The sequence below is a fragment of the Pseudomonas laurylsulfativorans genome, from assembly GCF_002906155.1.
Classification (GTDB): Bacteria; Pseudomonadota; Gammaproteobacteria; order Pseudomonadales; family Pseudomonadaceae; genus Aquipseudomonas; species Aquipseudomonas laurylsulfativorans.
In genome coordinates, this window is record NZ_MUJK01000009.1 from 160057 (window position 1) to 182999 (window position 22943).

Genomic DNA, 22943 nt, shown 5'->3' on the forward strand with positions numbered 1-22943 from the left:
CTGGGCAATCAAGTCGGTGGCTTCAGGCTGCTTGCCAATGCTGCTGGCGAACTCTGGCCGCCTGGTTGCATGGCTTGCGACAGAAGGCATCGTCGATGGCGGTGTTCGGTGGGTGGAGTTAAGGCGGGGTGGAGAGTGGCCTGGTCCGGAGAGGGTCCGGCGGCCATTAAATCGTGGGCAATAAAAAACCCCAAGGAATCATCTTCGCTTGGGGTTTTTCGGTATTTTGGTGCCCAGAGACGGAATCGAACCGCCGACACGGGGATTTTCAATCCCCTGCTCTACCGACTGAGCTATCTGGGCAACGGGGCGCATTAAACGGGTTTTTCAGGGGGTCGTCAAGCAAGTTTTCAAAAAAATTTTAATTATTACCGTCGCTTACGTTCCGACCCCTGATAAATCGGGGTTATTCCGATGGTGGTACGTAGCCTTCGGCCTTGGCGTAATCTTCGCCGGAGAAGTACTTGTCCATTTCGCCCTGAAGATATTTGCGATCTTCGGCGTTCATCATGTTCAGGCGTTTTTCGTTGATCAGCAGGGTCTGGTGCTTCTGCCAGTCGGCCCAGGCCTTTTGCGAGACGTGGTCAAAAATGTCCTGGCCTTTGGCGCCCGGGAAGGGAGCGCGCTCCAGGCCTGGCAATTCTTCTTTGTACTTGCGGCACATGATGGTGCGGGTCATGACGACTCTCCTGCGTTCAATACGGCGGCCGCGCGTTCGAGCAAGGTTTTGACCGGGGCGGCAAGGCCCAGGCGCGGCGGGGTGGCGAGGTTATACCAGAGCCAGTCAGCCTCGGCCATGTGATGGCCGATCTCCTGGACCTGAACCAGCCAGGGTTCGATGGATAACTGAAAATGGCTGAAGGTGTGCACCAGGTTTGGCAATGCCTGCTGTGTGCCCAGTTCCAGCGAGTGCTGAGCGGCCAGATGTTCCAGGTCGTCGAGGCCGTCGAGTTCCGGCAGGCTCCACAAACCGCCCCAGAGGCCCGTGGAGGGGCGACGGTAAAGCAGGATGGCGCCCTCGGCGTTGGCGAGCATCGGCATCAGCGTGCGCTTCTGCGGGATGGCTTTGCGCGGCTTGGGGATCGGGTAACGGGTTTCCAGGCCGAGCATGTGCGCCTCACAGCCTTTTTCCAGTGGACACAGCAGGCAACTGGGTTTGCTGCGGGTGCAGAGCGTGGCACCGAGGTCCATCATCGCTTGGGTGTAGGCGTTGACCCGATCATGCGGCGTAAAGCGCTCAGCGTTGGCCCAGAGCTGTTTGGCGACCTTAGGCTCGCCCGGATAGCCCTCTTGCGCGGTAAAGCGCGCCAGCACGCGTTTGACGTTGCCGTCGAGGATCGGCGCACGCAGGCCCATGCTGATGCTGGCAATGGCGCCAGCGGTGGACAGGCCGATACCCGGCAAGTCAGTGAGCTTTTCCACGTCCCGGGGAAATTCGCCGCCGTACTGCTCGACGACGATTTTCGCGGTCTTCTGCAAATTGCGTGCGCGGGTGTAATAACCAAGGCCCGTCCACAGATGCAGCACTTCGTCTTCCGGTGCCGCCGCCAGGGCCCCGACCGTTGGCAACGAGGCCATGAAACGGTCGAAGTAGTTCAGCACGGTGCTGACCTGGGTTTGCTGAAGCATGATTTCCGAGACCCACACCCGATACGGGTTGATGTCCTGCTGCCAGGGCAAATCGTGACGGCCGTGGCGGTCGAACCAGTCCAGCACCGCCGTTGAAAACTGCTCGGCTCTCATCGCTTGAACAGCCCCTTGAGCGCGTCTTTGAGTTGCGGGTTGACCTTGTCGCCCAATTTTTCATCGATTTTTTCGCTGATCCGCTCACCGGCCAGTTTGGCCGCGACCTGGCTCATGCGTTCGTTATCCAGGCGGCAGGCCTTGGCGCCCAGTTCCAGTGGGCCACGGCAACGCAGTGGCCACTCGATGCCGACAAACTTGTCGCCGACCTGGCAAGCCGGGTCCGGCATGGCGCTGGTATCGCCTTCGACAATGATGCCGACGCGGTAGTCCATGCCCAGCACCCGCAGATCGATGTCACCGTTACCGTTGACGGTCATGCCCGGGATGCGCACTTTCAGGTCCGGGTTGCTGGCCACTCCATTACGCAAGGTCAGGTTGCCCTTGAGCTCCTGGAACGGTGTGTCCTTGCCCCGTGGCTCGCCGCTGAGGTTTTTGCGGTTGAGCGTGGCGATGCCTTTGCACAGCTGTTGCTCAAGGTTGGCGTTGAGTAGCACGCCATTGTTGATGACGAAGCTGGTGTTGCCGTTGAGGGTTTCGATCAACGCTTTCTGGCTGTTGCCGTTGCCGGTCAGGCTGCTGTTGAGCGTGACCAGGCCTTTGACTGGCGGATTCTTGCCCTGGCTCTCGAGGATTTTTTCTGCCGGCACCCGGCTGATCTTCGTCTGCAGATTCAGCGTCGGCACTGCCTGGCGCACATCGAGCGTGCCGGTGCTTTCGAAGTTGCCCTCGTACAGATCGCCGCGCAGGTTGGCCAGCGTCAGCAGGCCGCCCTGGCCGGTGGCCTTGAGCGCAGCGTTGTGGATCGGCAGCTTTTGCAGGGTCAACTGGCCGAAGGTCAGGTCGGCGTCCACATCGAGCTTGCTCAAGCGCTCCACTGGCAACAGGCGCTCGTTGCTCCACGCGTCCTTGGTCGGTGCGGGTGGCAGAGGTGTGCTGCCGGCGCCGGCCATGGCATCGGCTTCGGTGCTGGCGACTTCGGCCTGGCGTACCTGCGTGGCGCTATTGGCCTCGGCGGATTTCGGCGGCAGGTAACGGTCGACGTTGAAGGTGTCGGCCTTGAGCACGGCGCGCAGCGATTGCTTGGCGAAGTCTTCGACGGCAATACGGCCGCTGAAGGTGCTGTCATCGACTTTCAGGTTGAGGTTGTCGAGCGCCAGGCTGGTCGGTGTCGCTGCCAGTCGGCTGACCAGCTCGACTTTGCTCAGGCTGCCCTCGGCCATGGCCGGTAGTTTCTGGCCAATGCTGTCGACGAATTTCGCCAGGTCGAACTGGGCAATCGAGATGCCGCCGCTGACTTGTGGCGTTTTGTCGAGGTCGTTGACCTTCAGCTCACCCAGTGCCCGCAGTTGGTTGGCGGAGATCTTGATACCGGTCCACTCGGCAACGTTGGCGGCCTTGTCCAGCACCAGTTGGCCCTGGGCGGAGAAGGTCATGCTCTTGCCTTGCAACGGGTCGCCGGTCACTTCACCGGACAGCTTCATGTCTTCGAACTGATAGCGCTGCAGTGCACGTGCGATGCGCAGTTCACCATTGAGCTCGGTGCGCACTCGCAATGCGGGCTGGTTGGCTGACAGGAAAGCCGTGAGCTTGAGCGGAATGTTGACGGAGTCGTGAACCGCACCGGTGCTCAACTGAATACTTTCGGCGCTGAAGCTCTTGCCGGTTCGTTCGTCGGTGTATTCAACCCGTGCGTTGTTCACGGTCAGGCTGTCGATGTCCAGGCGGATCGGTTGAGGCGCTTTTTCCGCCGCGCCGCTGGCGTCGGACGGTGGTTCGTTAGCGGCTGGCGGGGTGCTGGTCGCGTCGGTGCCGGCCGTTGCAGGCAGCTTGCCGATGTCCTCCCAGTTGCCGTGACCATCCTTGTCGCGGTTCAGGCGCAGATTCAGGCCTTCGACGCGCACGTCGCTCATCTGTACTTCACGGCGCAGCAGCGGCAGTACGCGCACCGAAAGGCCGAGCATCTGCAAGTCGGCGTACGGTTCGGTCGGCTTGACCATGGTCGCGACACTGGCGTCGTGCAGCTCCAGGCCCAGCCACGGGAAGAGGCTCCAGCCGATATCGCCATTGAGCGTCAGCTCGATGTGGGCCTTGTCGCGGGCAATCTGGCGAATCTCGTCTTTGTAGTCGTTGGGATCGAAGAGGTGGGTCAGGGCAAAGCCCAATGCCACAATGATCAGCAACAGCCCGAGAAGTACCAGACCCAGGATTTTGCCGAACGCTTTCATGGGCGAGTCCTTGTAATTAATCGAATTCAAAATTTAGCCGAGGAGTATAGCGCTCCGGAACGGACGACCGGTCAGTGATCACGCCGGCAATATATCCAGCGGCAGTTTCAGCTTGGCGGCCAGTGCCTGCGCCTCCAGATGCCCGGCAGGCGCCAGCAAACGCAGCGTCTTGCCCGATTGCGCGGCCATTTTCTGGGCTTCGGCCACCAGTCGCTCGGCAACACCTCGGCGACGGGTAATTTTTCGCACACATATTTGTGACAAATGCCAGGTGTCTTGGTGCCTTTGCAACCGGGCTGCGCCCAGCAGGCGATCATTGAAGCGTCCGGCGATCAGAGTGCCGTCGCGCAAACAGTCTTCGATCAACTGCGCTTCCCCGGAAAAAGGGGCGAACAGCCAGTCTGGAGCGTCGTGGTAGATCTTCTGCAGATCCTGCCGATCCTGGGCAGTGGCTTGGTTCAGGGGCTCGACAATGATCGGCATGGTGATTCCTTTGGGGTCATGAAGCGATGGAGATCAGATAACGTACAAAGCGTGATGTCGGTTTGGTTTTTCTCTCACCTGCAAATGGTAACCTTCGCCCGTTCGTCCGTCCTTCTGCGACATGTTGTCGCACGGCGAGGTGCTCCACCGAAAAAACGGTCATGTCTGCGTGCATAGAGGCCGGGAGTGAACCGTGGCTGGCGAACCATACTAATAATTGGGGGATACACAATGACCACGAGCATCACGGCGGACGGCTTGAGTGCCGACCAGCCTGCGTTCCTGTCCAAGGAGCGGATCATCGCCAAGCCCGGTTTCAACCGTTGGCTGGTGCCACCGGCCGCCTTGGCCATCCATCTTTGCATCGGCATGGCCTATGGCTTTTCGGTGTTCTGGTTGCCACTGTCCAAGGCGCTGGGCATCACTGCTCCGGTGGCCTGCGCGCCAGACATGGGTTTTATCGCTCAGGTCTTTTCGTCCCAGTGTGACTGGCCAATATCGATGCTCGGCTGGATCTACACCCTGTTCTTCATTTTCCTGGGTTGCTCGGCGGCCATCTGGGGTGGCTGGCTGGAACATGCCGGACCGCGCAAGGCCGGTGTTGTATCGGCCCTGTGCTGGTGCGGTGGTCTGCTGATTTCGGCGCTGGGTGTGTATACCCACCAGATCTGGCTGATGTGGATCGGCTCCGGGGTCATTGGCGGTATCGGCCTGGGCCTGGGTTACATTTCGCCGGTGTCGACCCTGATCAAGTGGTTCCCGGACAAACGCGGCATGGCCACCGGCATGGCGATCATGGGCTTCGGCGGCGGCGCGATGGTCGGCGCTCCATTGGCGGCGGCGTTGATGGGGCATTTCGCTTCGCCAACCAGCGTCGGCGTGTGGCAGAGCTTCCTGGTGATGGCCGCGATCTACTTCGTGTTCATGATCGGTGGAGCGCTGTCCTATCGCGTGCCACCAACCGGCTGGAAGCCTGAGGGCTGGACCGCTCCGGCGAAAAAAGCCTCGAACGCCATGATCACCCATCGTCATGTTCACGTGAATGTGGCCTGGAAAACCCCGCAGTTCCGCCTGGTCTGGTTGGTGCTGTGCCTGAACGTATCGGCTGGTATCGGCATCCTCGGCATGGCGTCGCCGCTGTTGCAGGAGGTGTTCGGTGGCAAGTTGCTGGGCAATGACCTGGCGTTCGGCCAACTCGATGTTTCGCAACTGGCTTCGATCGCCGCCATCGCTGCCGGGTTCACCGGTTTGCTTAGCCTGTTCAACATCGGCGGGCGTTTCTTCTGGGCCTCGTTCTCGGACTACCTGGGTCGCAAAAACACTTACTTCGTGTTCTTCGCCCTGGGCTTTGCCCTGTACGGCTTGATTCCGAACCTCGGGCACCTGGGTAGTGTGGCGCTGTTCGTAGCAGCGTTCTGCATCATCCTGTCGATGTACGGCGGTGGTTTCGCGACGGTTCCGGCGTATCTGGCGGACCTGTTCGGTACGCAAATGGTCGGTGCGATCCACGGTCGTCTGCTGACGGCGTGGGCGGCTGCCGGCGTGCTCGGTCCGGTGCTGGTGAACTACCTGCGTGAATATCAGCTGAGCATTGGTGTCGAGCGTGCAGCGGCCTACGACATCACCCTGTACATCCTCGCCGGCCTGCTGGTGCTGGGCTTCCTGTGCAACCTGCTGGTGCGTCCGGTGGCGGACAAGTACTTCATGACCGACGCCGAACTGGCCGCCGAGCAGGCGCTGGGTCACGACAAAGGCGCTGATGCCAGCACGTCGCTGGAGTGGAAAGCAGCGCCCGGGACCAAGCCTCTGGCGATTGCTGCCTGGCTGGCGGTGGGTATTCCGTTGGCGTGGGGTGTCTGGGTGACTCTGCAGAAGACTGCGGTCCTCTTCCACTAATGCCAAACCTTTGTAGGAGCCGGCTTGCCGGCGATCGCCGCAACGCGGTGTGCCAGGTACGCCGCCATCGCTGGCAAGCCAGCTCCTACATGTCATGACAGGTATAACTGCGGGGTTGATGAATTCACTCCGTCAGCGATATCACCTCCCGTGTTTCTGTTTGGCGCCCGCACGCCTATAATGGCTGCCTTTTTCGCCCAATGATTTTGCGGAGCTGGTGATGGCCGAACGTATGGCGTCTGTCGAGCGCGACACTCTGGAAACCCAGATCAAAGCCTCGATCAACCTTGATGGCACCGGAAAGGCCCGATTTGATATCGGTGTTCCTTTTCTTGAGCACATGCTGGACCAGATCGCCCGTCACGGGCTGATCGACCTGGATATTGTCAGCAAGGGCGACCTGCATATCGATGACCACCACACCGTGGAAGACGTCGGTATCACCCTCGGCCAAGCGTTTGCCAAAGCCATCGGCGACAAAAAAGGCATCCGTCGCTACGGTCATGCTTACGTGCCGCTCGATGAAGCGCTGTCACGTGTGGTGATCGATTTCTCCGGCCGCCCAGGCCTGCAGATGCACGTGCCGTACACCCGCGCCACCGTCGGCGGCTTCGACGTTGACCTGTTCCAGGAATTCTTCCAGGGCTTCGTCAACCATGCATTGGTCAGCCTGCACATCGATAACCTGCGTGGCACCAACACCCACCACCAGATCGAAACCGTGTTCAAGGCCTTCGGTCGCGCCCTGCGCATGGCCGTCGAGCTCGATGACCGCATGGCCGGGCAAATGCCTTCGACCAAGGGCGTCCTGTAATGCAGACAGTCGCGGTTATCGATTACGGCATGGGCAACCTGCACTCGGTGGCCAAGGCCCTCGAGTACGTGGGTGCCGGCAAGGTGCTGATCACCAGCGATGCCAACGTGATTCGCGAAGCCGACCGGGTGGTTTTCCCTGGCGTTGGCGCGATCCGCGATTGCATGGCCGAGATCCGTCGCCTCGGCTTTGACTCGCTGGTGCGTGAGGTCAGCCAGGATCGTCCGTTCCTTGGCATCTGCGTGGGCATGCAAGCCTTGCTCGACACCAGCGAAGAGAACGACGGCGTCGACTGCATCGGCCTGTTCCCGGGCGCGGTGAAGTTCTTCGGCAAGGATCTGGTCGAAGGCGGTGAGCACCTGAAAGTCCCGCACATGGGCTGGAACGAAGTGAAGCAGAAGGTCAGTCACCCGCTGTGGCACGACATTCCGGACATGGCGCGCTTCTACTTCGTGCACAGCTACTACATCGCGGCCGCCAATGCGCGCCAGGTGGTGGGTGGCGGTCACTACGGTGTCGATTTTGCCGCGGCGCTGGCCGACGGCTCGCGTTTCGCCGTGCAGTTCCACCCGGAGAAAAGCCATACCCATGGCCTGCAGTTGCTGCAGAACTTCGCTGCGTGGGACGGTCGCTGGTAAATGGCCGTCAAGAAGAAGCCGCCGATTCTGACCCTCACTCCCGAGCAGGAGAGCGAGGCCAATCGCAAGATCAAGCGCTTCATGGAAGACCGCTTCGAACTCGACCTCGGCTCGTTCGAGGCAGCGGAGATTCTTGAGCTGTTTACCCGTGAAATTGCTCCGCACTATTACAACAGGGCGATTTTCGATGTGCAGGCGCACCTCAAAGAGAGGTTCGAAAGCATCGAAAGCGACCTGTGGGCGCTCGAGAAAAACTGATTTCCGAGCCAAGCTGAACATTCAAATTTGAAGGTTTGCCAGATGCTGATTATTCCCGCTATCGATCTCAAAGACGGTGCCTGTGTTCGTCTGCGCCAGGGCCGCATGGAAGATTCCACGGTGTTCTCCGATGACCCGGTGAGCATGGCTGCCAAGTGGGTGGAGGGCGGTTGCCGTCGTCTGCATCTGGTCGACCTGAACGGCGCCTTCGAAGGCCAGCCGGTCAATGGCGAAGTGGTCACGGCCATCGCCAAGCGCTACCCGAACCTGCCGATCCAGATCGGCGGCGGTATCCGTTCGCTGGAAACCATCGAGCACTACGTGAAAGCGGGCGTGAGCTACGTGATCATCGGCACCAAGGCCGTGAAAGATCCGGCGTTCGTCGCCGAAGCCTGCCGCGCGTTCCCGGGCAAGGTGATTGTCGGCCTGGACGCCAAGGACGGTTTCGTTGCTACCGACGGCTGGGCTGAAATCAGCACCATCCAGGTGATCGACCTGGCCAAGCAGTTCGAAGCCGACGGTGTGTCCGCGATCGTTTATACCGACATCGCCAAAGACGGCATGATGCAGGGCTGCAACGTGCCGTTTACCGCGGCACTGGCGGCGGCAACAAAGATCCCTGTGATCGCTTCCGGCGGCATCCACAACCTGGGTGACATCAAGACCCTGCTCGACGCCAAGGCGCCAGGCATCATCGGCGCAATCACCGGCCGGGCTATCTATGAAGGCACTCTCGACGTCGCCGAAGCGCAAGCTTTCTGCGATTCGTACAAAGGCTGAGGACTGATCATGGCGCTGGCCAAACGCATCATCCCTTGCCTGGACGTGGACAACGGCCGGGTGGTCAAGGGTGTGAAATTCGAAAACATCCGCGACGCCGGTGACCCGGTGGAAATCGCTCGCCGCTACGACGAGCAGGGCGCCGACGAGATTACTTTTCTCGACATCACCGCCAGCGTCGACGGTCGCGACACCACACTGCACACCGTCGAGCGCATGGCCAGCCAGGTGTTCATCCCGCTGACCGTCGGCGGTGGCGTGCGCACCGTGCAGGACATCCGCAACCTGCTCAACGCCGGTGCGGACAAGGTTTCGATCAACACTGCCGCGGTGTTCAACCCGGAATTTGTCGGCGAAGCCGCGCAGCATTTCGGTTCGCAGTGCATCGTCGTCGCCATCGACGCGAAGAAGGTTTCCGGGCCGGGCGAAACTCCGCGCTGGGAGATCTTCACCCACGGCGGGCGTAAGCCAACCGGCCTCGACGCCGTTGAGTGGGCGAAGAAAATGGAAGGCCTGGGTGCCGGTGAAATCCTGCTGACCAGCATGGACCAGGACGGCATGAAAAACGGCTTCGACCTGGGCGTCACCCGTGCCATCAGCGATGCGCTGGGCATCCCGGTGATCGCCTCCGGCGGTGTCGGCAACCTGCAGCACCTGGCGGACGGCATTATCGAAGGCCACGCCAGTGCGGTTTTGGCGGCGAGTATTTTCCATTTCGGCGAATACACGGTGCAGGAAGCCAAGGCGTACATGGCCCATCGTGGAATTGTGATGCGCTAAACAAACCAATGCAGGCCAGTGGACATCATGGCGTGCCCAAGGCACTCTTGGGTACGCCATGGATTTCGGTAGCCAGACATGCTTAAACGCTTTCTTCTCGTCCTTGCCAGCGCGTCTCTGTTGTTGATCAACGGAGCAAACGCTAAAGACAGCCCCGATACCGACCTGGTGTTGCTGACGGAAAACTTCCCGCCGTACAACATGGCGAAGAACGGCAAGAACTTCGCTCAGGACGAGAACATCAATGGCATCGCCACCGACATCGTTCGCGAGATATTCAAGCGCGCCGACATTACCTACAGCCTGACGCTGCGTTTCCCTTGGGAGCGGATCTACAAACTCACCCTGGAAAAACCCGGTTATGGCGTATTCGTCATGGCGCGGTTGCCCGATCGCGAGAAGCTGTTCAAATGGGTCGGCCCAATTGGCCCGGACGACTGGATCATGCTGGCCAAGGCTGACAGCAAGATCACCCTCGAAACCTTGAATGATGCGCGCAAATACAAGATCGGCGCCTACAAAGGCGATGCGATTGCCGAGACGCTGTCCAAGCAAGGTCTCAACCCGATCGTCGTGCTGCGTGATCAGGACAACGCCAGAAAACTGGTCAACGGCCAGATCGACCTGTGGGCCACCGGTGACCCGGCCGGGCGCTATCTGGCGCGTCAGGAAGGGGTCAACGGGTTGAAAACCGTACTGCGCTTCAACAGTGCCGAACTGTACCTGGCGCTGAACAGGGACGTGCCGGACGAGACGGTAGCCAAGCTCCAGGTGGCGCTGGATCAGATGCGCAAAGAGGGGCGGGTGGACGAGATCATGGCGCAGTATCTCTAACTGCACACCCCCCTGTATGAGCTGGCTTGCCAGCGATGGCGGCCGCAAAGGCAGTGCAGTATTCAAGACCGCTTCGCCGGCAAGCCGGCTCCTACAGTGATTTGGTCAGTAACAGACTTAGCGGTACACCCCATCCTTCCCATGCGCAGCCGTCGCCCGGTTACTGCGCACACTGATCATCTGCTTGATATCGATCCACTCGATCCCCTGAGCCTTGAGCCTGGGCAATTCGCGCTCCAGCACCGCCAGGGTCTGCGGATACGGATGTCCGATCATCACCGCCGAACCCTGCTGATGCGCGAGACTGATCGCGGTCTGCAACTGGGTCAGGATCGCTGCTTCAGTGCGTTCATCGTCCAGGAACACATCCCGCGAGACGCTCGCCAGACCGATCCTCTGTGCCTCGGCTGCCGCGACAGTCTGCGCACTGGTGCGGCTATCGACGAAGAACTTGTGCCGACGCTGCAGCTCGGCCATCAGCCAGGCCATGGCCGGTCGCTGAGCAGTCATGCGGCTGCCCATGTGGTTGTTGATGCCGCTGGTGTACGGGACCATTTTGAACGCAGCGTTCAGGCGCTTTTCCAGCTCATCGATGGGCAGTTCGGGATGCCAGGCGAACGGTCCGGTGGCCGGGTCCATGGGCATGTGCAGGATGATGATTTTGCCGGCGCGATGGGCTTCACGGGCGAATTCGGTGGCGTGGGGCGTGTCGGGCATGATCGCCGTGGTCACAGGGCCGGGCAGGGCCAGCACCCGGCGATCCCGGGGCAGGTTCTGCCCCAGGTCATCGATGATCAGGCTCAGGTAGGCTTTGTGGGGCGTCGATCCGGCGGGCTCTGCGTGAGCAACACCCGCCAGACAACACAACAGACCGATCAGCAACCGCAGAAACATCTCAACGGCCGGACGTGATGCTCAGCCCTTTGAGCAGGCTCAGGGCCTGGGCCAGTTGGTAATCATCGTCCTGAGGCATCGGCTTGGCTTTGCTGCTGGAGCCGGTCGGTTTGTCGGCACCGCCGTTGCCATTGCCCAGGTGCCCCTGCAAGTCAGCTTCCTTGAAGTAGTCGTTGTCTTGCTCGCTGGTGATCTTGGCCTTGCGCACTTCAATGTCCGGGACGATGCCCTGGGCCTGGATTGAGCGGCCGTTCGGCGTGTAATACAGCGCCGTGGTGATCTTCAAGGCGCGGTCATTGTTCAGCGGCAGCACGGTTTGCACCGAACCTTTACCGAAACTGGTGGTGCCCATCAGCACGGCGCGTTTCTGGTCCTGCAGGGCGCCGGCGACAATTTCCGAAGCCGAGGCGCTGCCGCCGTTGATCAGCACGACCATTGGCACGGCTTCGCTTTCGTCCTTGCCGGTGGCAGAGAAGCGCAGCTCGGAGTTGGCGATGCGACCCTTGGTGTAAACGATCAGGCCCTTGGTGATGAAGTGGTCGACCACTTCCACCGCCGCCTGCAACACGCCACCCGGGTTGTTGCGCAGGTCGAGAATGATGCCCTTGAGCTTCTTGCCGTTGTCCTTGCGCAGCTTGGCCAGGGCCTTGGAGACTTCTTCGCCGGTCTTGACCTGGAACTGGGTGATGCGGATGTAGCCGTAGCCCGATTCCAGCAACTGGCTCTTCACGCTCTTCACTTGAATGACGGCGCGGGCCAGCGTCACGTCGAACGGCGTGCCGCCATCGCGTACCAGGGTCAGGGTGATTTTTTCGCCGATCTTGCCACGCATCTTGTCCACGGCTTCGGTCATGCTCTGGCCGCGGGTGGGCTGGCCGTTGATCTTGACGATGAAGTCGCCGGCCTGAATGCCAGCCTTGGAGGCCGGAGTGTCATCGATCGGTGACACCACTTTGATGAAGCCGTCTTCGGCTCCGACTTCTATGCCCAGGCCACCGAATTCACCGCTGGTGCTTTCCTGCAACTCGGCGAAATCCTCAGGGCCGAGGTAGGCCGAATGCGGGTCGAGGTTGCTGAGCATGCCCTTGATGGCATTTTCCAGCAGGGTCTTGTCGTCCACCGGTTCGACATAAGCGGCTTTGATCCGGTCCATCACCTCGGCAAAGGTGCGCAACTCATCCAGCGGCAGTGGCGCCTTGGTGGTCGCAGCAGTGCCCGCAGGCGCAACCGCCGGGGCTGGTTGAGCGGCAAACGCCAGAGGCGCGCCGATCACCAGGGCGATCGTCAGGGCCAGCGAGGTAAGGCGGGACAAATGCAGCATGTCGAACGAACTCCTAATGTAGGTAACTCAACGCCTATCCTTGCGCGTGGCACCATTGCGCAGGGTCACTCGGATGACCCTGCTGACGAATTGCGAAATACAGCGCTGGTGTGTCCTGCCCGCCACTGTTACCGACAGTGGAAATAGGCTCACCGGCTTTTACAACGTCACCGGCAGACTTGAGCAACGTCTGGTTGTGACCGTACAGACTCAAATAGCCATTGCCGTGGTCGAGAATCACCAGCAGCCCGGCGCCGCGTAACCAATCGGCGAACACCACGCGACCACCGTGCACGGCATGCACCGCACTGCCAGCAGACGCGCCGATCATCACGCCATCCCACTTGGTCCTTGCATCATCGCCACGGCTTTCACCGAAGCGCGCCAGCAATCGACCGTCGACAGGCCATGGAAGTTTGCCGCGGGTTGATGAAAACGGGCCGCCAAAGGTCTCGCCGGAGCTGGAAACCAGTGCGCCAGGTGTCGATCTGACCGGTTTGCGTGGGGCGTCGTCGCTGGCATCTGCCTGCGACTGGGCCTCACGTAAACGCTTTTTTTCGGCTTCCTGCTGGGCAATCAGCGCTTTTTGCCGCGCTTCTTCTGCCTCACGGGCCTGGCGGGCCAACGTTTCTTCAATGGTTTTAAGGACTTTAGACAGGTCTGCCTGATCCTGCTCGCGCGCCGCCAGTTTCTGATCGCGAGCCTTTACGTCGTCATTGAGTTTGGCCAGGACTTGTTGGCGTTCCTGGCGAACTTTCTCTAGTTCGCCACGCTGGGTGTCGAGGCTGCTTTGCTGCACCAGCAATTGCGCCTGCTGCATGGCGATGTCTTTTTCGACATTGCTCAGTTGGCGCAGGGTTTCGTTGAAGCTCTTCAACTGCTCCAGGCGGGCCTGGCTCAGGTAGTCGTAATAGGTGAGGGTACGGGCGAATTTTTCCGGATTCTGCTGGTTGAGCAGCAGCTTGAGGTACTCCTGACGACCGTTCTGGTAGGCCGCCCGGGCCTGCATGGCGATCAGTCGTTGCTGTTCAGTGCGCGCGCTCTGGAGTTTTTTTTTCTCTGCATCGAGGCGCTGTAGCTCGGCTTCGCTTTTCTTCAGCTCTTTTTGCAGGGCGTCGACCTGCTTTTCGAGCTTGCCCATTTCGGTTTCGGTGCCCTTGAGCTCTTTCTGCACGCCGGACTTTTCTTCCTGCAACTTGCCCAGCAGTTTCTTCAGCTCGGCAATGTCCTGACGCGTGGCGTCCAACTGTTGTTGGGTTTCTGCACGCTCGTCAGCAAAGGCCGGTTGGAGCAGGCATGTCAGGGCTAGGGCTATCAGGACGCGAAGCATAGGGGCGAGCGGCACCAGGGAAAGGGACGGCCTAGTATGCCCGCCATGGGCGGCAAAAAAAATGCCCATTTCTGACTGTGTGATAACTGGAGGGAGATGTGGGGGGATTTAATCTTCAAAACCACCACAGACACTGTAGGAGCTGGCTTGCCAGCGATGGTCGTTAACGATAACGCGTGAAAACCGGATAAACGCGGCGCACTTGAATCCATCGCCGGCAAGCCGGCTCCTACAGGATTTGTAGGTCACGCGGTCCCTTGTAGGAGCTGGCTTGCCAGCGATCGCGGCCGATCATTCAACATAGATGCTGACTGTCAGATTGCTATCGCTGGCAAGCCAGCTCCTACAGGGTTTTGCAGTGTATGGGGTAACCGGATTACACCAGAATCGAAGTCCCGGTCATTTCCGCCGGTTGTTCAAGGCCCAGCAGCTTCAGCATGGTCGGCGCCACGTCCGCCAGCACGCCGCCTTCGCGAACTTTCAGATCGCGCTTGCCGACATAGATGAAAGGCACCGGCTCGGTGGTGTGTGCGGTGTGCGCCTGGCCAGTGGTTTCATCGGCCATTTGCTCGACGTTGCCATGGTCTGCGGTGATCAAGGCTTCGCCACCGACTTTTTCCAGGGCATCGACGATGCGACCCACGCACAGGTCCAGGCATTCAACAGCCTTGACCGCCGCTTCGAACACGCCGCTGTGGCCGACCATGTCGCCGTTGGCGTAGTTGACTACGATCACGTCGTAACGCTGGTTTTCGATGGCATCGACGATACGGTCGGTGACTTCCGGTGCGCTCATTTCCGGTTGCAAGTCATAGGTGGCGACTTTCGGCGACGGGATCAGGATGCGCTCTTCGCCCGGGAACGGCTCTTCGCGGCCGCCGGAGAAGAAGAAGGTCACGTGGGCGTACTTTTCGGTTTCAGCGATGCGCAACTGAGTCTTGCCGTTTTTCGCCAGGTAGTCGCCCAGCACGTTTTCCAGGCTGCCGGCAGCAAAAGCCGATGGCGCAGGGATGCTGGCGGCGTATTGGGTCAGCATGACGAAACCGGCCAGTTTCGGCTGGCGGGCGCGCTCGAATTCACTGAAGCCGTCTTCGACGAACACGCGGGTCAGCTCGCGGGCGCGGTCGGCGCGGAAGTTCATGAACACCACAGCATCGCCGTCTTCGACTTTTACCGGCTCACCGATGGAGGTGGCTTTGACGAATTCGTCGCTCTCGCCACGCTCGTAAGCTGCTTGCAGACCTTCCTGAGCGGTGGCGGCGTTGAATTCGCCCTGGCCATCGACAATCAGGTTATAGGCCTGGGATACACGGTCCCAACGGTTGTCGCGGTCCATGGCGTAGTAACGGCCGATCAGGCTGGCGATCCGGCCTTTGCCCAGGGCCTGGAAGGTCGCGTCGAGCAGTTCGATCGACGATTGCGCGCTTTTCGGCGGAGTGTCGCGGCCGTCGAGGAAGGCGTGCAGGTAGATGTTTTGCGCGCCGCGCTTGAAGGCCAGTTCGGCCATGGCGACCAGGTGATCCTGGTGGCTATGCACGCCGCCATCGGACAGCAGGCCCATGAAATGCACGGCCTTGCCGGCAGCGACGGCTTTGTCCACGGCGGCGCAGATGGTCGGGTTCTCGAAAAACTCGCCGTCGCGGATCGATTTGGTCACGCGAGTGAAGTCCTGATACACCACGCGGCCGGCGCCCAGGTTCATGTGGCCGACTTCCGAGTTGCCCATCTGGCCGTCCGGCAAGCCGACGTCCATGCCGCTGCCCGAGATCAGGCCGTTCGGCACGGTGGCCCACAGGCGGTCCAGTACGGGCTTCTTCGCCGCGAAAATGGCGTTGGATTCGGGGCTGTCACTGTGACCGAAGCCGTCGAGAATCATCAGGACCAAAGGTTTAGGCGTGGTAGTCATGGAATCCACTCGTGGCTGAGGTAAAAGGGGTAATGGAAAAGGGAGTGGCAGTTTAATGCGAAGTTCCGGCCACGTCACCGCCGGACGGGGTTTGGCCCACCATAGTGGCTGTGTATACTGGCCGACATTTTAACGCCCTGGAACCTCCTTCGATGGTTGCTCACCTGATTGAATTCGCCACTAACCACTACATTCTCGTCGGTATCTTCGTCGTACTGCTGGCGTTGCTGATTGCCTACCAAATGCAGGGCGGCGGCCGCAGCCTGAGCACCGGCGAACTGACCGGCCTGGTCAACAAGGACGCAGGCGTAGTGGTCGACATTCGTCCGAGCAAGGATTTCGCCGCCGGTCACATTGTCGGTGCGGTGAACATTCCCCAGGACAAACTGGCCGCCCGCGTCGGCGAACTGGAAAAGCACAAGGCCAAGACCATCATCCTGGTTGACGCCATGGGCCAGACCGCCGGCACCCACGCCCGCGAATTGATGAAGTCCGGCTTCACTGCCGCCAAGCTGTCCGGCGGTATTTCCAGCTGGAAAGCCGACAATCTGCCGCTGGTGAAGTGATATGAGTAGCGTCGTCGTCTATTCCAGCGATTACTGCCCTTACTGCTCGCGAGCCAAGTACCTGCTCGAGAACAAAGGCGTGGCCTTCGAAGAGATCAAGGTCGATGGCAAGCCGCAGGTGCGCGCTGCGATGGCCCAGAAGGCCGGACGTACGTCCGTGCCGCAAATCTGGATCGGCAGCACCCACGTGGGCGGTTGTGATGATTTGTTCGCCCTGGAGCGCGCCGGCAAGCTCGACGCGCTGCTCAAGGCCTGACGGCAATACCCCCAAACCAGCAAACCTAAAAGAACCCTGGATCAAGAAGGATCTGCGATGACTGACCAACAGAACACTGCTGCGAACGAAGAAGAAACTGCACCGCAATTCTCCTTGCAGCGCATTTATGTGCGTGACCTGTCCTTCGAAGCTCCGAAAAGCCCGGCGATCTTCCGCCAGCAGTGGGAGCCGAGCGTCGCGCTGGATCTGAACACCCGTCAAAAGGCGCTGGAATCCGACTTCCACGAAGTCGTGCTGACCCTGTCGGTTACCGTGAAAAACGGTGACGAAGTGGCGTTCATCGCTGAAGTGCAACAGGCCGGTATCTTCCTGATCAAGAACCTGGACGATGCATCGATGAGCCACACCCTGGGTGCGTTCTGCCCGAACATCCTGTTCCCGTACGCTCGCGAAACCCTGGACAGCCTGGTGACCCGCGGTTCGTTCCCGGCACTGATGCTGGCTCCGGTGAACTTCGATGCGCTGTACGCGCAAGAGCTGCAACGCATGCAGGCGGCTGGCGAGACTCCGACCGTTCAGTAAAAGCGTCGTTTGCTCCATGAAAAAAGCGCCTCTGAAGGCGCTTTTTTCATGGAGCAAACGAAACCTGCAGGAGCTGGCTTGCCAGCGAAGGGGCCATCACATTCAACCATTGTGCTGGCTGATACACCGCTTTCGCTGCGATGCGGCGACCCGACAAGCCAGCTCCTACAAGGATGGCGGTGTTATTTAAAGTCGTTCTGACGCCAGGCTTCGTAAACGGCGACAGCGACAGTGTTGGACAGGTTCAGGCTGCGGCAGCCTTCACGCATCGGCAGGCGCAAGCGTTGTTCTGCGGGCAGGGCATCTAGCACCTCGGCGGGCAAACCACGGCTTTCCGGGCCGAACAGGAAGGCATCGCCCTCGGCGAAGCTGGCGTCGTGGAACGGCCGCGAGCCCTTGGTGGTGAACGCGAACAGCCGTGGGTGGCCAAGGCTCTCCAGGCAGCTGGCAAGGTCCGCGTGGCGTTGCAGGGTGGCGTACTCGTGGTAATCGAGGCCGGCCCGGCGCAGGCGCTTGTCGTCCATCTCGAAGCCCAGCGGTTCGATCAAATGCAGGTGGCAGCCACTGTTGGCGCACAGCCTGATAACGTTGCCGGTATTCGGCGGAATTTCTGGTTGGAAAAGGATGACGTGAAACATGCACGGCTCCGAAGGTAAAGATGACGCGCATTCTACGCCGCCAGAAGGCGTGCGTTCGAAACTATTCCTGCGGGTGATGGGCTCGCTGGCGATTGTCGGGGTGATGGTCGGGATGATGATCGGTCGCCTGACCACGCCAGACCCCAGTCAGTTGCAGCAGGTTGAAGTGACCAACGACGGACTGGTGGTGTGGTTCAACAACGAACCCAAGACCCATGGTGAAATCGTCGACGGCAGTGTCGCGCTGCTGTTTGGTGCCGAGGGCAAGGCGCAGAAAGGCCAGCTCAAGCTCGACGGCAAGGACGTGAACTGGCGGGTACGTTTGAGCGATGGGGGGTTGTTACTGACGCTGGTGGCGGCCCGGCCCCTGCAGGGCGAGTGGGCCGGTAGCGAGGTCGATGACCGCTGGCGGCTGGAGATCCATCTCCGGGAGCAATAAAAGAGGGAATCCCCGGCCTGCCTGTACCAAGGTTCCCGAAACGGGAGGCTCGTCGCGATTGCGGTATGAGCCTGTGTAAAGAAGGAACCCCTGACCTGCCTGTATCAAGGGCCCCAAAACGGTTGGGCTCGTCGCGAGTGCGGTGTGAGCCCGGTGTAAAGAGGGGAATCCCCGGCCTGCCTGTACCAAGGTCCCCGAAACCGGGTAGGTGAACTGATTCACCTGAAAGGGTCATTGCAGGGGGCGTGCCAGGTTTTAATATTGCGAAACAAAAAACGCTGAAAGCCCCGTAATTCGGGGCTTTCGTGTTTTTTCGATAGGGGTTCGATAGCAAATGTAGGCGGGGTTTCGGATCGGTTGTCGTGCGCGATTGCGGTTCACGGTGCATTCAGGCGGTGCACTGATAACCCAAAAAGCATCGCGAGCAGGCTCGCTCCCACAGGGTTCGATGGTGTCGACACGATAGTGAAAACACCGAAAATCCATTGTGGGAGCGAGTTTGCTCGCGATTGGGTCTATCGATCAGCGAAGTACTAAAGGCTGTTTAGCCCTCATCCCCCTCATCATCATCCCCGCCATCCACCTTCATCCCCAATTCCTTGATCTTGCGGGTCAGGGTATTACGCCCCCAACCCAGCAAAACGGCGGCATCGCGGCGGCGACCGGCGGTGTGTTTGAGGGCGGTCTCGATCATGATCCGCTCGAAGGCCGGCACGGCGCTGTCGAGCAGGCTCGACTGGCCACGGGCCAGTGCCTGGTCAGCCCACTGGCGCAGGGCCTGTTCCCAGTTGGTCACGGGGGCCGAGTCCTGTGGCAGGCTCAGCAGTTCCGGCGGCAGGTCGCCGATGTGCACTTCGCGACCCGAAGCCATCACGGTGATCCAGCGGCAGGTGTTCTCCAGCTGCCGTACGTTGCCTGGCCACGGCAAGTTCTTCAGGTATTCCTCGGTTTCGCTTTTCAGCAGCTTCGGCTCGACGGCCAACTCCTGCGCGGCGCGGCTGAGGAAGTGCTTGGCCAGGGTCGGGATGTCTTCGCGACGGTCCGACAGACGCGGGATATGGATGCGGATAACGTTGAGGCGATGGAACAAATCCTCACGGAATTTCCCGGCATGCACCAGGGTTTCCAGGTTCTGGTGAGTCGCGGCGATGATGCGCACATCGACCTTCACTGGCACATGACCGCCGACGCGGTAGAACTCACCATCAGCCAGTACGCGCAGCAAGCGGGTCTGGGTGTCTGCCGGCATGTCGCCGATTTCATCGAGGAACAGTGTGCCGCCGTCCGCTTGTTCGAAGCGCCCGCGACGCAGGTTGGCCGCGCCGGTAAATGCGCCTTTTTCGTGGCCGAACAGTTCGGATTCCATCAGGTCTTTGGGGATCGCCGCCATGTTCAGCGCGATGAACGGCGAAGCGGCCCGCGGGCTGTGGCGGTGCAGGGCGTGGGCCACCAGTTCTTTGCCGGTACCAGATTCGCCGTTGATCAGCACGGTGATGTTGGAATGGCTCAGGCGGCCGATGGCGCGAAACACCTCCTGCATCGCCGGCGCTTCGCCGATGATTTCCGGGGTGCGGGTCAAAGCGACCGGGACTTCCAGGCCTTGCTGTTCCTGAGCGTGCTGGTTCGCGCGTTTGACCAGCGACACTGCTTCGTCCACATCGAACGGCTTGGGCAGGTATTCAAACGCGCCGCCCTGATAGGACGCGACAGCGCTGTCCAGATCGGAGTGAGCGGTCATGATGATCACCGGCAGCCGGGGGTGCTGCTCGCGAATCCGCGCCAGAAGGTCCAGGCCGCTGGCACCGGGCATGCGGATGTCGGAGATGATCACGTCCGGTTGCTGGCGCGCCAGGCGGCTCATCACGCCATCGGCGCTGTCGAAGCTCTGCGTGGTCATGCCTTCCTGTTGCAAGGCTTTTTCCAGGACCCAACGGATAGAACGGTCGTCATCGACGATCCACACGGTTTCACTACGGCTCATGTCGATGTGGCTCCTTGTTCCAGTGGCAGAAAGATCGAGAAAGTGGTGTGGCCGGGGTGGCTGTCACATTCGATCAGGCCCTGGTGCTGGCTGATGATGTTCTGGGTAATGGCCAGGCCCAGCCCGGTACCGTCCGGACGACCGCTGACCATGGGAAAGAAGATGGTTTCCTGAAGTTCCGCGGGAATGCCCGGGCCGTTGTCGATGATCTCGATCTTGGTCACCAGGCGATGGCGTACATGGCCGATGGTGAACTGGCGCATGGTGCGGGTGCGCAGGCTGATGCGGCCAAGGCGCAGCTCGTTCTGGCTACTGATGGCCTGCATCGCGTTGCGCACGATGTTCAGGACCGCCTGGATCATTTGCTCGCGGTCGATCAGCACGTCGGGGATGCTTGGGTCGTAGTCGCGCACCAAAGTGATGCAGCCTTGGCTTTCGGCCTCCACCAGATGGCAGACACGTTCAAGCACTTCGTGGACATTGCACATGGCCAGTGAAGGCAGCTTGTTGGAGCCGAGCATGCGGTCGACCAGGTTACGCAGACGGTCGGCCTCTTCGATGATGACGTTGGTGTAATCGCGCAGGCTTTCTTCCGGCAGCTCTCGGGCCAGCAATTGCGCCGCGCCGCGAATCCCGCCCAAGGGGTTCTTGATTTCATGGGCCAGGCCGCGCACCAGCATCTTGCTGGTTTCCTGTTTGGAAAGCTGTGCTTCTTCCTTGGTGATCCGCAGCAGGCGATCACGGGGGTGGACTTCGAGCAGCAGCATCGTGTGGCCATCGCTCAGAATCGGCGTTACCGCGTAGTCAACGGTCAGGGTCTGGCCGGTGAGGGCGGTGAGCATGGCCTCGCGCTTGGTGAACGGGTGCGCTTGTTCGACGGCCTGGCGCAAGGAGTTCAGCGCTTCGGTCGATTCGGTAAACAGTTCACTGATGAACTGCCCATGGCTGCGCTGACCGCTGATGGCCAGCAGCATTTCCGCCGCCGGGTTCATGTACTCGAGGCGCAGTTCGGCGTCGAGCAGGATGGTGGCGGTGGTGAGGTTGTCGAGTAGCAAACGGTGGAGTGCGTCGCTAATGGTCATCGGGACCTCTTTTGGGGCGGAGCATGCGCAAGAAACAAGCGTTGATACCGGGAAAATGCAAAAACCAAACCAAGGCTCCGAAAAGAAGCGCGAAAGGCCTGAAACGGGCGTTTGACGCTCGTTTGCGTGGCGCTTTGCCAGCTTTCACGGGTAGTTTCGAACCAAAATGGGTTGGAATGTGAGTACGGTGCAAGCAATTGCACCAATATAGTGCGCAAACCTGAACGAGGTTAGAAAAGTCGCAGGAAAGGATTTTTTTCTTCGGCGGGCTTGTCGCTGAGCGGGCATTCCGGCCGTTTGCCGTAGTCTTCGAGGGCGCAGGGTTTGATCTGGCGCTTCTGGGCGAGGGACGTGCGCTGCATATGGAAAGGCTGGCTGGCGGTGCGTTCGACGATGCGCCCCTGTTCGTCGAGGATTTCCACGGACAGGGTATGGCTGCCCCGATCGATGTTGCTCAACGGGAACACCGGGCTCAGGCCAGGTTCGGCGGTGGGTTGGCCGTCGAGCAGCAGCCGGTAGCGGTGACCGGGTTGCAGGCCGGGTTCGTTGGTGGCGCTGACGATGACTTCGCCGGCGTTGTTGCGGATGGTCGCGTCCGGCTCCGGCACCAGGATGCGCAGCAGGTCGTAGTGGAATACCGGTTGTTCTTCGGGCGTTGTTGCTGCAATCAGGGGCGCGGCCGTGATGGGGCGGGCAGACATTTGATTGCTCTTTGTCAGCGCTACACGCTTGGCGTTGCCGGATTTGGGCTGGTCGGTGAAACCCCGATTGCCCTGGGCGTCGACATACATGAAGACCTCTGCCGACGCGGGCAGGGCGATCAGGCCGGCGATCATTAGCCAGGCCTTCAAGGCTTGTGCACCCGCTGTACAGTGAATGTCACCGCAGGGCTCTGCTGCACAACGTTTTCGCCATCGATCACTTGCACGGCGAGGCGGTGTTCGCCGCGATCGATGTTCACCAGTTGCAGGGTCGGCACGTTGCCTGGCTGGCCGTAGGGTTGGCCGTCCAGCAGCAGGCGCAGCAGGTGGGGACCTTGCAGGCGCGGCGTGATCAATACCGTTACGGTGAACGTGCCGTCGTTGGCGCGCAGGGCTTCGCTGGTGGGCAGGCCCGTCAGCTCCAGCACTTCATAGGTCGTGTGAGGCTGTTCATTACGAGTGGCTTTAGCCGTGGGTGCGGCTTCGCCGGGAGGCTGGCGTTCGATGCTGTTGAGCGGCGGCAAGTCGACCGGTTGGGCGCTGACGCCGTCAGGCGGTTGATTGCTGTAAGCGGTGGCACCGTTGGCGTCTGTGTACTTGTAGATCTGCGCCGTGGCGGGCAGGGCGATCAGCAGCAGGATGAAGAGAAAACCACGACCCATGGAATCGACCGGAAGCGAAAATGTTGGGTTGCAGCATAGGTCAGGCTTGGCGGTTATCCCAAGTCGTTAACATTTGGTTTTCTTTTCCGAGATATTCCAAACGCCATAAAACCCACAGGCTCCATCGCCAATCATGGAATTGTGGGCAAAAAAAAGGCCTCCCGAGAAGG

General features: G+C 60.4%; 24 protein-coding genes and 1 tRNA gene. 11 read left to right on the top strand and 14 right to left on the bottom strand.

The features are described from left to right. Positions 1 to 227: 227 nt before the first annotated feature. The 5 genes from B0D71_RS23750 to panM all read right to left on the bottom strand — a co-directional run bounded on the left by B0D71_RS23750 (position 228) and on the right by panM (position 4454). Positions 228 to 303, bottom strand: a tRNA-Phe gene (locus B0D71_RS23750). Positions 304 to 406: 103 nt separating this feature from the next. After that, positions 407 to 679: an oxidative damage protection protein gene (locus B0D71_RS23755; protein WP_007989188.1), complete on the bottom strand. Its 273-nt coding sequence runs from the start codon at positions 677 to 679 to the stop codon at positions 407 to 409. Then, complete coding sequence (mutY, locus tag B0D71_RS23760; RefSeq protein WP_103396893.1) at positions 676 to 1743, bottom strand: A/G-specific adenine glycosylase; 1068 nt, start codon at positions 1741 to 1743, stop codon at positions 676 to 678. The genes B0D71_RS23755 and mutY overlap by 4 nt, the downstream gene beginning before the upstream one ends. Beyond that, positions 1740 to 3971, bottom strand: coding sequence for an AsmA family protein (locus B0D71_RS23765; RefSeq protein WP_103396894.1), 2232 nt, complete (start codon positions 3969 to 3971; stop codon positions 1740 to 1742). Before B0D71_RS23765 ends, mutY begins: the two co-directional genes overlap by 4 nt. 78 nt (positions 3972 to 4049) lie before the next feature. Beyond that, complete coding sequence (panM, locus tag B0D71_RS23770; protein ID WP_103396895.1) at positions 4050 to 4454, bottom strand: aspartate 1-decarboxylase autocleavage activator PanM; 405 nt, start codon at positions 4452 to 4454, stop codon at positions 4050 to 4052. A gap of 231 nt (positions 4455 to 4685) precedes the next feature. On the opposite strand from panM, the gene B0D71_RS23775 reads away from it, so the two are divergent. The 7 genes from B0D71_RS23775 to B0D71_RS23805 all read left to right on the top strand — a co-directional run bounded on the left by B0D71_RS23775 (position 4686) and on the right by B0D71_RS23805 (position 10454). Continuing rightward, positions 4686 to 6350 carry an OFA family MFS transporter gene (locus B0D71_RS23775; protein ID WP_103396896.1) on the top strand — a complete coding sequence of 555 codons (1665 nt, stop codon included), beginning with the start codon at positions 4686 to 4688 and terminating at the stop codon, positions 6348 to 6350. Between the two features lie 220 nt (positions 6351 to 6570). Then, positions 6571 to 7164 carry an imidazoleglycerol-phosphate dehydratase HisB gene (gene hisB / locus B0D71_RS23780; RefSeq protein WP_007897437.1) on the top strand — a complete coding sequence of 198 codons (594 nt, stop codon included), beginning with the start codon at positions 6571 to 6573 and terminating at the stop codon, positions 7162 to 7164. Continuing rightward, positions 7164 to 7802, top strand: coding sequence for an imidazole glycerol phosphate synthase subunit HisH (gene hisH / locus B0D71_RS23785; protein ID WP_103396897.1), 639 nt, complete (start codon positions 7164 to 7166; stop codon positions 7800 to 7802). Before hisB ends, hisH begins: the two co-directional genes overlap by 1 nt. Then, positions 7803 to 8060 (top strand): DUF2164 domain-containing protein, encoded by a 258-nt coding sequence (locus B0D71_RS23790; protein ID WP_007989200.1) that lies wholly within the window; start codon positions 7803 to 7805, stop codon positions 8058 to 8060. It begins immediately after the preceding gene. Positions 8061 to 8102: 42 nt separating this feature from the next. After that, positions 8103 to 8840, top strand: a complete 738-nt coding sequence (gene hisA, locus B0D71_RS23795) for a 1-(5-phosphoribosyl)-5-[(5-phosphoribosylamino)methylideneamino]imidazole-4-carboxamide isomerase (protein ID WP_007972753.1) — start codon at positions 8103 to 8105, stop codon at positions 8838 to 8840. A 9-nt stretch (positions 8841 to 8849) separates the two neighbouring features. Beyond that, positions 8850 to 9620, top strand: coding sequence for an imidazole glycerol phosphate synthase subunit HisF (gene hisF, locus B0D71_RS23800; RefSeq protein ID WP_007972752.1), 771 nt, complete (start codon positions 8850 to 8852; stop codon positions 9618 to 9620). A gap of 78 nt (positions 9621 to 9698) precedes the next feature. Then, positions 9699 to 10454, top strand: coding sequence for a substrate-binding periplasmic protein (locus B0D71_RS23805; protein WP_103396898.1), 756 nt, complete (start codon positions 9699 to 9701; stop codon positions 10452 to 10454). Positions 10455 to 10571: 117 nt separating this feature from the next. Here the strand turns inward: B0D71_RS23805 and B0D71_RS23810 are convergent, their stop codons facing one another. From B0D71_RS23810 to gpmI, 4 genes are all read right to left on the bottom strand, one after another. Next, positions 10572 to 11348, bottom strand: a complete 777-nt coding sequence (locus B0D71_RS23810) for a divergent polysaccharide deacetylase family protein (protein ID WP_103396899.1) — start codon at positions 11346 to 11348, stop codon at positions 10572 to 10574. A 1-nt stretch (position 11349) separates the two neighbouring features. Beyond that, on the bottom strand, positions 11350 to 12669 hold the full coding sequence (locus tag B0D71_RS23815; protein ID WP_103396900.1) for a S41 family peptidase: 1320 nt from the start codon (positions 12667 to 12669) through the stop codon (positions 11350 to 11352). A gap of 34 nt (positions 12670 to 12703) precedes the next feature. Continuing rightward, positions 12704 to 13999, bottom strand: coding sequence for a murein hydrolase activator EnvC family protein (locus tag B0D71_RS23820; protein ID WP_103396901.1), 1296 nt, complete (start codon positions 13997 to 13999; stop codon positions 12704 to 12706). A gap of 376 nt (positions 14000 to 14375) precedes the next feature. Then, positions 14376 to 15905, bottom strand: coding sequence for a 2,3-bisphosphoglycerate-independent phosphoglycerate mutase (gpmI, locus tag B0D71_RS23825; RefSeq protein WP_103396902.1), 1530 nt, complete (start codon positions 15903 to 15905; stop codon positions 14376 to 14378). Between the two features lie 152 nt (positions 15906 to 16057). Between gpmI and B0D71_RS23830 the strand changes: the two genes are divergently transcribed. Genes B0D71_RS23830 through secB form a run of 3 tightly spaced genes read left to right on the top strand, consistent with a single transcriptional unit; the run spans position 16058 to position 17270 of the window. After that, the gene (locus B0D71_RS23830) at positions 16058 to 16471 is read left to right on the top strand and encodes a rhodanese-like domain-containing protein (protein ID WP_007989216.1); all 414 of its coding nucleotides are present in this window, start codon (positions 16058 to 16060) and stop codon (positions 16469 to 16471) included. Position 16472: 1 nt separating this feature from the next. After that, positions 16473 to 16727 carry a glutaredoxin 3 gene (gene grxC / locus B0D71_RS23835; RefSeq protein ID WP_008018956.1) on the top strand — a complete coding sequence of 85 codons (255 nt, stop codon included), beginning with the start codon at positions 16473 to 16475 and terminating at the stop codon, positions 16725 to 16727. A 57-nt stretch (positions 16728 to 16784) separates the two neighbouring features. Then, the gene (gene secB / locus B0D71_RS23840) at positions 16785 to 17270 is read left to right on the top strand and encodes a protein-export chaperone SecB (protein ID WP_015093084.1); all 486 of its coding nucleotides are present in this window, start codon (positions 16785 to 16787) and stop codon (positions 17268 to 17270) included. A 182-nt stretch (positions 17271 to 17452) separates the two neighbouring features. Here the strand turns inward: secB and trmL are convergent, their stop codons facing one another. Then, on the bottom strand, positions 17453 to 17908 hold the full coding sequence (gene trmL / locus B0D71_RS23845) for a tRNA (uridine(34)/cytosine(34)/5-carboxymethylaminomethyluridine(34)-2'-O)-methyltransferase TrmL (protein WP_103396903.1): 456 nt from the start codon (positions 17906 to 17908) through the stop codon (positions 17453 to 17455). On the opposite strand from trmL, the gene B0D71_RS23850 reads away from it, so the two are divergent. Beyond that, the gene (locus B0D71_RS23850; RefSeq protein WP_103396904.1) at positions 17907 to 18347 is read left to right on the top strand and encodes a hypothetical protein; all 441 of its coding nucleotides are present in this window, start codon (positions 17907 to 17909) and stop codon (positions 18345 to 18347) included. The genes trmL and B0D71_RS23850 overlap by 2 nt on opposite strands. Before the next feature lie 544 nt (positions 18348 to 18891). On the opposite strand, the gene ntrC is transcribed toward B0D71_RS23850, so the two are convergent. From ntrC to B0D71_RS23870, 4 genes are all read right to left on the bottom strand, one after another. Beyond that, entirely contained in the window at positions 18892 to 20328 is a 1437-nt protein-coding gene (gene ntrC, locus B0D71_RS23855; RefSeq protein ID WP_034148556.1) for a nitrogen regulation protein NR(I), read from the bottom strand. After that, a complete protein-coding gene (glnL, locus tag B0D71_RS23860; RefSeq protein ID WP_085725497.1) occupies positions 20325 to 21410 on the bottom strand; it encodes a nitrogen regulation protein NR(II) in 1086 nt (361 codons plus the stop codon). The genes ntrC and glnL overlap by 4 nt, the downstream gene beginning before the upstream one ends. Before the next feature lie 230 nt (positions 21411 to 21640). Next, complete coding sequence (locus tag B0D71_RS23865) at positions 21641 to 22246, bottom strand: DUF4124 domain-containing protein (RefSeq protein ID WP_420825146.1); 606 nt, start codon at positions 22244 to 22246, stop codon at positions 21641 to 21643. 11 nt (positions 22247 to 22257) lie between these two features. Further along, positions 22258 to 22773 carry a DUF4124 domain-containing protein gene (locus tag B0D71_RS23870; protein WP_103396906.1) on the bottom strand — a complete coding sequence of 172 codons (516 nt, stop codon included), beginning with the start codon at positions 22771 to 22773 and terminating at the stop codon, positions 22258 to 22260. Between the last annotated feature and the right edge of the window lie 170 nt (positions 22774 to 22943).